This is a genomic window from Methanobrevibacter sp. (assembly GCF_017539065.1).
Lineage (GTDB): Archaea > Methanobacteriota > Methanobacteria > Methanobacteriales > Methanobacteriaceae > Methanocatella.
Genome location: NZ_JAFYHP010000012.1, coordinates 170274 through 179226 on the forward strand (window position 1 = coordinate 170274; position 8953 = coordinate 179226).

General features: G+C 31.7%; 12 protein-coding genes. 10 read left to right on the forward strand and 2 right to left on the reverse strand.

What is annotated here, in order from left to right; translation table 11 throughout:
• Positions 1 to 8: 8 nt before the first annotated feature.
• Entirely contained in the window at positions 9 to 152 is a 144-nt protein-coding gene (locus IKS50_RS02935) for a hypothetical protein (RefSeq protein WP_292845081.1), read from the reverse strand.
• Positions 153 to 200: 48 nt separating this feature from the next.
• Positions 201 to 1274 (reverse strand): DNA polymerase subunit beta, encoded by a 1074-nt coding sequence (locus IKS50_RS02940; protein WP_292845084.1) that lies wholly within the window; start codon positions 1272 to 1274, stop codon positions 201 to 203.
• A 114-nt stretch (positions 1275 to 1388) separates the two neighbouring features.
• Between IKS50_RS02940 and IKS50_RS02945 the strand changes: the two genes are divergently transcribed.
• The 10 genes from IKS50_RS02945 to IKS50_RS02990 all read left to right on the forward strand — a co-directional run bounded on the left by IKS50_RS02945 (position 1389) and on the right by IKS50_RS02990 (position 8388).
• On the forward strand, positions 1389 to 1979 hold the full coding sequence (locus IKS50_RS02945) for a DUF366 family protein (protein WP_292845087.1): 591 nt from the start codon (positions 1389 to 1391) through the stop codon (positions 1977 to 1979).
• On the forward strand, positions 1979 to 2494 hold the full coding sequence (locus IKS50_RS02950) for a 6-pyruvoyl tetrahydropterin synthase family protein (RefSeq protein ID WP_292845090.1): 516 nt from the start codon (positions 1979 to 1981) through the stop codon (positions 2492 to 2494). Before IKS50_RS02945 ends, IKS50_RS02950 begins: the two co-directional genes overlap by 1 nt.
• Positions 2494 to 3192, forward strand: coding sequence for a 7-carboxy-7-deazaguanine synthase QueE (locus tag IKS50_RS02955; RefSeq protein WP_292845093.1), 699 nt, complete (start codon positions 2494 to 2496; stop codon positions 3190 to 3192). Before IKS50_RS02950 ends, IKS50_RS02955 begins: the two co-directional genes overlap by 1 nt.
• Before the next feature lie 64 nt (positions 3193 to 3256).
• Positions 3257 to 4195 carry a CBS domain-containing protein gene (locus tag IKS50_RS02960; RefSeq protein WP_292845096.1) on the forward strand — a complete coding sequence of 313 codons (939 nt, stop codon included), beginning with the start codon at positions 3257 to 3259 and terminating at the stop codon, positions 4193 to 4195.
• Positions 4196 to 4216: 21 nt separating this feature from the next.
• The gene (locus IKS50_RS02965) at positions 4217 to 5017 is read left to right on the forward strand and encodes a CBS domain-containing protein (protein WP_292845100.1); all 801 of its coding nucleotides are present in this window, start codon (positions 4217 to 4219) and stop codon (positions 5015 to 5017) included.
• A 45-nt stretch (positions 5018 to 5062) separates the two neighbouring features.
• A complete protein-coding gene (pheA, locus tag IKS50_RS02970; protein ID WP_292845103.1) occupies positions 5063 to 5860 on the forward strand; it encodes a prephenate dehydratase in 798 nt (265 codons plus the stop codon).
• A gap of 60 nt (positions 5861 to 5920) precedes the next feature.
• The gene (locus tag IKS50_RS02975; protein WP_292845106.1) at positions 5921 to 6661 is read left to right on the forward strand and encodes an endoglucanase; all 741 of its coding nucleotides are present in this window, start codon (positions 5921 to 5923) and stop codon (positions 6659 to 6661) included.
• Between the two features lie 22 nt (positions 6662 to 6683).
• Positions 6684 to 7220, forward strand: a complete 537-nt coding sequence (locus tag IKS50_RS02980) for a hypothetical protein (protein WP_292845109.1) — start codon at positions 6684 to 6686, stop codon at positions 7218 to 7220.
• A 9-nt stretch (positions 7221 to 7229) separates the two neighbouring features.
• Positions 7230 to 7742: a flavoprotein gene (locus IKS50_RS02985; RefSeq protein WP_292845112.1), complete on the forward strand. Its 513-nt coding sequence runs from the start codon at positions 7230 to 7232 to the stop codon at positions 7740 to 7742.
• A gap of 1 nt (position 7743) precedes the next feature.
• A complete protein-coding gene (locus tag IKS50_RS02990; RefSeq protein WP_292845115.1) occupies positions 7744 to 8388 on the forward strand; it encodes a phosphopantothenoylcysteine decarboxylase in 645 nt (214 codons plus the stop codon).
• Positions 8389 to 8953: the final 565 nt, after the last annotated feature.

Sequence of the window (8953 nt, forward strand, 5' to 3'; positions counted from 1 at the left end):
CACTTAAATTATAAAATGTATCCTAATAATGCAAGAATAACGAATACTATGATTGCAATAATGAAGATTTTCATACCAATTCTCATAAGTTTTTTCAAGATAGCGAATATTATAATAAATATTATTGCAATTGCAAGAAGTTCTATAATCATTTTTCCACCTCAATTTATAATTTTTATTAATTTATAATTCTAATGTCCTCATGCAGGGCTTTCTTTAAGCTTTAAATATTCGTCAATTGCTTCACGAGTAGTTCCAACGACTAATCTGTAATGTGAAGTTTCACCATTCACAATAACCTTTTCTACTTTGCCTTTTGCGATTACATGCTCGCCATCTATCACTTCTCCGGCATAGGTATGTGTAAATGACACCACTTCTGTTAAATCAAATTCAACGCCATCAATAATTTCAACATTTTCAATGGTGTAAAGTGAAGGATTATCAAATGCTCCAAGAGCACTTACAATATCACATTCGATTTGTGCGATTCCTTGTGGCTCATAAACAGTATCTCCCCAAACACCGGAAATTTCATCATAATCCTTAGTAGCTAAAATATCAAATAAAGTTCCATTAATGGTTCCCCTATTTGCTTTTCTATTTTCATACCATCTGAATTCTTCTTTAGTTAAGCTTGCATCACTCATTCTCTTGTTGTAAACAAAATCCCAATAATCATCGGTGATTCCTTGAACAGTGATGTGTTTGTCCACTTCTTCAAGATAAACTTCTTTTCCGCGGTGTTCTTTAAAAGCAGCAATTGCCCTTCTGTGATTATCCAAACCGTATACGACAAAGTCCAAGTCAGAAACATCATCTTTTTGAAGTCCTGGTAAAATCGAACCTGAAATACCTAAATGGTCATAGGGGATATCTGCCATAAAATGGAAAAAGTCAGCAACATCCATTAATTTTGCAATGAGTTCTGGATTTTTGACTTCTCCACCGGATTCAAATGTCTTCTTAAGACCTAATAATCTATTTTCGGGCTTAATAATTCTTACAACTTTATCTAATGGCACACCCATCATTTCAACATTTGTCACATCACAGAAGTATAGGTAATCCGGATGATTTTCTCTAAGATAAGTATAAGCTTCTTCAGATCCCACTTTTCTGTATCTTTTACCGTCTTTTTCACGGTCGCCTTCAGGATCTGGAATATACCTTAAAAATGAGATTACTCTATCTTCTGGGTGAATGTAATTAGTTGATGCGAAATATAAATCATCAGTTGTGTAAATAAAATCTCTTGTTCTTACTTGTTCCATAATTTTAACTCCTAAGTTAATTTTATATTTTCTATAATTAATGTATTGTCATATTAATTTATATTATATAAAATTAATAATATTATAATTGTAATTAATTAATTAGGTTTTATTATGACAATTACCCATAAACATGTTGATGAAATATTTGAATATGATGGAAGCCAAATCAATCCTTCCTGGGCATTTCAGGAGTTTGGAATATATGGATCATCTATTGTAACTTGGATTGGTCCAGTTAACATCACTCCAGATAATCTAAAAGATTTTGCAGATGTCGGATTGGAAATTAAGTCAAATAACATGGTAAATTTCATCTGCGAGTTTTTCGACCAGCAACCACCGAACATGAGGGTGGCTTACCTGAGGCAAAGGCTTCTTGTCATGATTTTTAGAGAAATATTAACTGAATATGGAGTTCAGACAAAAAGGGAAGGCGATGATATCTTCGTTGACAACAGAAAGTTATCCATTTCAATTGCAAGCGTTTCACTAAGCTCTGCAAAGATTCATTTTGCCTTAAATTTAGAGGACAAGGGAACTCCAAATGATGTAGAAACAATCGGATTGTTTGACATCAAAATTGATGATAAGCAAATATTTACTCAAGACAATTTATTAGAATTAATTAACAAAACAGTCAATAGGTTCATTGATGAGTTGGAAACTATTGAAAACGATATAAGTAAAACTAAGGTGTTATGATGAAAATTTTAGTTAATGGTATCCAATCAAATTTAAGGTTCTCTTCTGCTCATGTTATTCCAGGACATGAATCATGCGGATATATTCATGGACATTCCTACTTTGTGGATGTTGAGATTGAAGGTGAAAGAGCAGGGGATTTTGAATTTGTAGTTGACTTTAAAGATGTGAAAGGTTATACCAAAGCGATTTGTGATGAATTGGATCACAGATTATTAATTCCCGTTTATAATGATTTAATTGAATTTAAAGACTTTGATAAAGAAAATGATTCAATTTTTAACTTAAAAAAGAAACATACAGTTTTTTTCAAAATAGATGGAAAAGGATACGCCATTCCTGGTGTGGACTGTGTGTTTTTACCTCTTCCTTACACTTCTGCTGAGGAGTTGTCCAAGTTTTTTGCAGAAACTTTGGCCAAAAAGTTGTCTGAGACTTATGACAATTTGGGATATGTTGCAGTTTGTGTAAATGAGGGAATTGGACAAGGTGCTGAATACAGGAAAGATTTATAATGAAAGCTCCGATTATTGAAATATTCTCATCCTTTCAAGGCGAAGGCCTTTTGATTGGTGAAAGACAAATTTTTGTTAGATTTGCAGGATGCAATTTAAACTGTAACTATTGCGATACCAATGATAGTAAATCCGAACAGTCAGGAACTTTAATGACTCCTGAAGAGGTCACATCAGAAATTGAAAAGCTTATGACTCCTGATTGCAGGACTATTTCATTTACTGGAGGTGAGCCTAGTTTATACCCTGAATTCATTTCAGAGGTTAGTAAGAACTTCAAGTTAAAAATCATGCTTGAAACTAATGGGACTTTACCGGAGAATATTGACTCCATTGACAAATTGGACATTGTTTCTTTGGATATAAAGTTGCCTGAGCATTTTGACGGCGATTTTGACAGTTCCATTTTTTTAAATGAGATTAAATCATTAAATTTATTAATTAAAAAATCTATAAATGTATATTGTAAAGTAGTTATATTGCCATCAACAAAAATAAAGTCATTTAAAGAGGTAGTTGAAAAATTATCACAAAATATTTCAAGCAAAAGCAACCTTAAAATAATTATCCAACCTTCTAGTCCGTTAGGAGAATGGAAAAATCTTAATTCTAAATTATTTGAGTTTTCCGAAGTTGTTGGGCAATATTTTGAAGTTTCCACCATTCCTCAAATCCATAAGATTTTGGATATTGAGTGAATTTTGTTTTTAATATTTCTTTTGATTTTATTTTGAAGATAGCAATTGTAAATGAGGTGTGTAAATGAAAGATAAAACATCTATTAACAGAAAATCAAACACAGGCGCAGTTGAACGTGAAACTAAAGTTCATGATAGAGAAGGAGACATCATGGCTATTGCAACCAGAGATGTAGTTTCAATTCCTCCTTCAAAAAGTATCAAGGATACTGCAAAAGTAATGATGGAACATGAATTTAGAAGATTGCCAATAACTGATCCTGGCTCTGGAAAATTATTAGGTATTGTAACTGTAATGGATATATTAGATTTCTTTGGTGGAGGAAAAAAATTCAACATTATTGAGAAAAAATACGAAGATAATTTCCTAGCAGCTATTAACGAGCCAGTAAAAGAAATTATGACTCGTAATTTAATCACTGTGTCCAACAAAGCTTCTATTGGAGACACTCTTGAAGTGATGTTATCTAATCAATTAGGAGCTATACCAATTGTGGACCATGATGAAAAACTTGCAGGTATTGTAACTGAAAGAGATATTGCTTTATCTTTAGCAGGTGTTGCAGGTAAAGACATTGTACAAGATTATATGAGTCCTAAAGTATTCACCACTACTCCGGGAACTTCTTTAGGAGATGCATGTAAAATCATGGTTAGGAATGGTTTAAGAAGAATTCCTGTAGTGGGCGGAGAAGCAGATATTTCTAAAGCAGCTAAAAAATTATTAGGAATTTTAACTTCTACTGATGTAATCAGATTCTTAAATGCAAAAGAATTATTTGATCATTTAAATTCCAATTTAGCAAGCGATTTGTTAGAACAAACAAAAATTTCAGAAATCATGGCCAAAGATCCGATTACAGTTGAACCAACCATGTCTGTTGGAGATTTATGCCAATTATTCGCTGATGAAAATATTGGTGGAGTTCCAGTTGTTAAAAACGACGATGTAATTGGAATTATTACTGAAAGAGACATATTAAATGCAGTTAAAAGATATTAAACTTTTTTAGGAGATGATAATATGCAAATTAAGAATTTGATGTCTGAGGATGTAATTACCGTAGACAAAGATCAAAATCTTTCTGATGCTTTAAAACTATTGCGCAAAAACAATGTTTCACGTTTGCCGGTAGTGAATAATAAAGAATTAGTAGGTATTATTTCTGAAAGGGATATTGCCGCTAAACTTGGTTCTTCAAAATATGAAAGCATGCCTGCATCAAGACTTCATATTTCATCTGTAATGGTTAAAGATGTATGTACAGTTCCTGAAACTATGCAATTAGGTGAAGTAGCAAAAATAATGTTAGAAAAAGGCATTGGGTCTGTTCCAGTCATGTGTGAAGACAAAATGGTAGGAATAGTTTCAAAGGCTGATTTTGTTACTCTTGCAGTAGGAATTGCTTTTGATAAAATCACTGTTAAAGAGATAATGACTAAAGATTTAGTAGTGGTTTCACCAACTGACAGACTTATTCATGCAAGACGTCAAATGATGGAAGCTCATGTAGGCAGAGTGCCTGTCCTTGATGATGAAAAATTAGTAGGAGTGGTAACTTCTAAAGATTTAATGAGGGCATTCATTGATTTTAGAAAACATGTGCCTGAAAAATACCAAAAATCTCAAATTAAAGAGGTTTTAGTTGAATCTATCATGTCTACTAATCCAACAGTCACATCAAAAGATGCTACAATATCTGAAGTAGCCAACATTATGATGGAAACTGGTTATAATGGATTGCCTGTCGTTGAAGAAGGCAAAGTCGTTGGAATTATAACACAAACTGATATTTTAAGACTAATTGAAAAATTAGAATCTTAAATATCTCTCTTTTTTTCTTTTTTTTTGGGTGTGATTTATATAACTTTGATATCTTTTTTAGGTCCTAAAGGAACATTTACTCATGAAGCAGCCAATATGATGGGAGGAGAGTTAATTCCCTATTGCACAATTCCTGCTGTTTTGGAGAGTGTTGCTAGCAATGAAACATCATATGGAGTAGTTCCAATTGAAAATTCAATTGAGGGGCCTGTTGGAATAACATTGGATTCTTTAGCTCACAAATTTGATTTAAAAATATTTAAAGAAATTATTATTCCAATTAATCAGAATTTAATTGTTAATCCCGGATGCAAACTTGAAGATATTGAGGATGTTTATTCTCATTCACAAGCAATATCCCAATGTCAAGAATTCATCAGCGAAAATAAAATTCAACCTCATTATGCAGTAAGCACTGCTAATGCCGCTAAAAGCATTATTGGGGATAAATCAAAAGCAGCTATCGGAAATAGAAAAGCTGCAGAGTTATATGGATTGGAAATTCTTAAAGCAAATATTCAAGACACAGATAATAATGAAACAAGGTTCGTTGTTGTTTCAAATGAATGCCATAAACCTACTGGCAATGATAAGACTTCAATTATCTTCTCTATTTATGAAGATCGTCCAGGGGAATTATATAAGATTTTAGGAATTTTCCAAAAGAACAATATTAACTTAACAAAAATTGAATCAAGGCCTTCTAAAAAAGGTTTAGGTAAATACTTATTTTTTGTGGACTTTTATGGCCATAAAGATGATGATGTAATCAAAAGTATCATTAATGAAATTGATGAAAATACTTATTTTTTAAAAGTTTTAGGGTCTTTTCCCGAATTTTAAGTAACATTTAAATTAATGTTTTAATATAATTTACATTATAATATTTCAGGGAGGGTAGGCATGACAGAAGAACGAGACAAACTTCTTCAAATTATGAGTAGTTTAGAATCAGATTATAAATCTGGTAAGATTTCTGCTGAAAAGTATAGATATTTCCGTTCTAAATATGAGGACAAACTTAATTCTATCGATGCTATGGAAGCTACAAAAAGGATTAGGTCTATGCAAGGCAAACCATCTGCTCCTAAAAGCAATAAGAAGAAGAAAAAACCTGCCAGTTATAAGAAAAAACAAGAACAAGATTTGGTTCAAAAGTATATAATTAATCCTAAAAAGGATGATACTGCATATAATAAACAGAAAAAATCATCAATGAGTAGTGATACTTTTAAATTTGTCGCTATATTGGTACTTGTTATTGCATTCACAGCAGGTGTTGCATATGGTATTTTCAATTTAGACACTGAAACAATTGCTGAAACAAATGTGGTAGCTATTGTTGAAGATACAGCATTCCCTGAAATTGTAGCTGTTGTTAATACCACAAATGAGAATGTAACTATAGATGATGATAATAATACTGAAGAAACGGTAGAAACTACGACTGAAACCACTACGGAAACTACAACTGATGATTCAAATGATGATTCAAATTCCAATACTCCAAGCGATAACACTCCAACTTCAACTCCGGAGCCGGAACCTACTCCAGAACCAAATCCTACTCCGTCCCCAACTCCGTCCCAATCTTCCTCGGATAGTGGCGGAAGCAGTGATGGAGGAGGAAGCGATGAGGGATAATTTCCGTAGTTAAGGTGATATTATGAAAGGAAAGATTTTAAAAGGAAGTATAATAACAATTATTCTAATTGCATTTTTAATCGCTTGTGTTAGTGCTGAAAGTGATGACCAACTTACCATTCAAACATTATCAAAAGGAGGTTTAGTTATTCATTATCCATCAGATTGGGGTTATTCACAAGCAACTTCAAACTATTCTATAATGTCAATTTCTAAATTAGATTCTATTGATGCAGCTGGAATAGGCCAAGTAAATATTAATATTGAGAAGAAACCCATTGAAAATGAATTCTATTCATTTGTTAATAGTACCTATAAATCTATGCAGCATGATAAAGCCTTTACTTTAGTTTCTTCAGGGGAATCTACACTTGGTGATAGAAAATCTTTAGAATATATTTATATATCAAACGATAATGGTGCGGAACGCGAACACAAAGCGGTTTGGTTCGAAAAAGGAGGCCAAGCTTATGTTTTATTATATAGCGCTCCAGTAGATCAATTTGATTCAAATTTATATGTATTTGATTATATGTTGTCAGATATTCAAATCACTTAAGGTGTTTTTATGATTATATTGTGTGTTACAGGCAGTATTGCCGCTACTGAATCTATTAAATTAGCACGAGAACTTAGAAGAAATGGTGTTGAGGTCAAATGTTTCATGAGCGATTCAGCTTGTGAAATTATTCATCCAAATGCTATGGAATTTGCAACAGGTCAGGAAGTAGTAACTAAATTAACTGGAAAAATTGAGCATGTCAAGTATTCCCAAGAAGATTTGATACTTGTTGCGCCGGCTACCGCTAATACTATTTCGAAATTTGCTTATAAAATTGCTGACAATCCTATTTCTACTCTTCTAATAACTGCTCAAGGACACAATACTCCAATTATTTTTGTTCCATCTATGCATGATTCAATGTATCGAGCAATTAAAGAGAATATTGATAAAATCAAAAATGAAGGTTCAGCATCTTTCATCAAACCTAGAATGGATGAAGGTAAAGCAAAGTTTCCATCTAAGGAAGATATTGTTCTTGAATCATTGAGAACTATTAATTTAAATAAAGCAGATTGATATGATTAAAGGTAAAAAGATTTTAATAAGTCTTGGGGGGACTTATGAACCTATTGATTCTGTAAGAGGAATAACAAATAAATCATCAGGCAAGATGGGGTTAGCTCTTGCTCGTGAAGCTTATATTCGTGGTGCGGATCTCACACTGGTTGTAGCTAATGTCAGTGTTGAAATTCCTTCTGTTTTTAATGTAATTCGTGTTGAAACTAGTAGCGAGATGAATGAAGCAATTTTAAGCATAATATCCGATTTTGATATTTTCATTTCCACAGCTGCAGTTTCTGATTTTGAAGTTACAAAAAAATCCAATAAGAAGATTGATTCCTCAAGTTCTTTATCTTTAAATTTAAAACCAACTATTAAAATCATTCGCCAAATTAAAGAAATCAATCCAGATATATTTTTAGTCGGATTTAAGGCGGAGTTCAACATTTCAAAATCCGAAATGATTGAATGCGCTCGAAAACAGATTGAAAATGCGGGAACAGATTTGGTAATAGCAAATGATATCTCTAATGACAATTGTCATTTTGGATCTGATAATAATGAGGTTTTGATTGTCGATGATGATGTCATAACAATACCTTTGGCTTCAAAAAGGGAGATTGCAAAAAGTATCTTTGATATAATTTCTGAAAAAGTATAAGTTCATCTACCTATTACAATCTTACTTAACTATTTTTTGTTAACCTACGCTTTATATTTAATATCAGCATCATTATTCAATAGATATATTAATCAACTATTAATTTATTTGTTCTTATTTTCAATTTAATTAAATTTATTTTTTAACCTATTCGGAAGTTTACTAAAAAAATTTTTGTCCATCTAAATTAATTTGTGAAAGGCCTATTTCAATATACTGTTTCTATATCAATTTTATTTTTTAATTGTAATTTTATATTTGGTGTAAAATTAACTTCGTGCCATAAGTTTAAATAGTTTTATCTTTTGGTTAAAAGTATAAATTTGTAGGCAATAATAAGCTCATTTGAGTAATACTTTTTAGATTAAAATACATTAAAGCAATCTTCAAAAAAAAGTTTTTTTAAAATTAGTTATATCAAAAAATAAGTTCATGCCTTTAGGCTAGAGTTAAATGGAGTGATTAATAGAGTGAATCAACCTAAAGGCCGTTTCAATGAACTTTTATTTTATTTGCATTAGCATTTATTATTTTTAATTTCATAGTATAAAAAGGTATCTAAGTA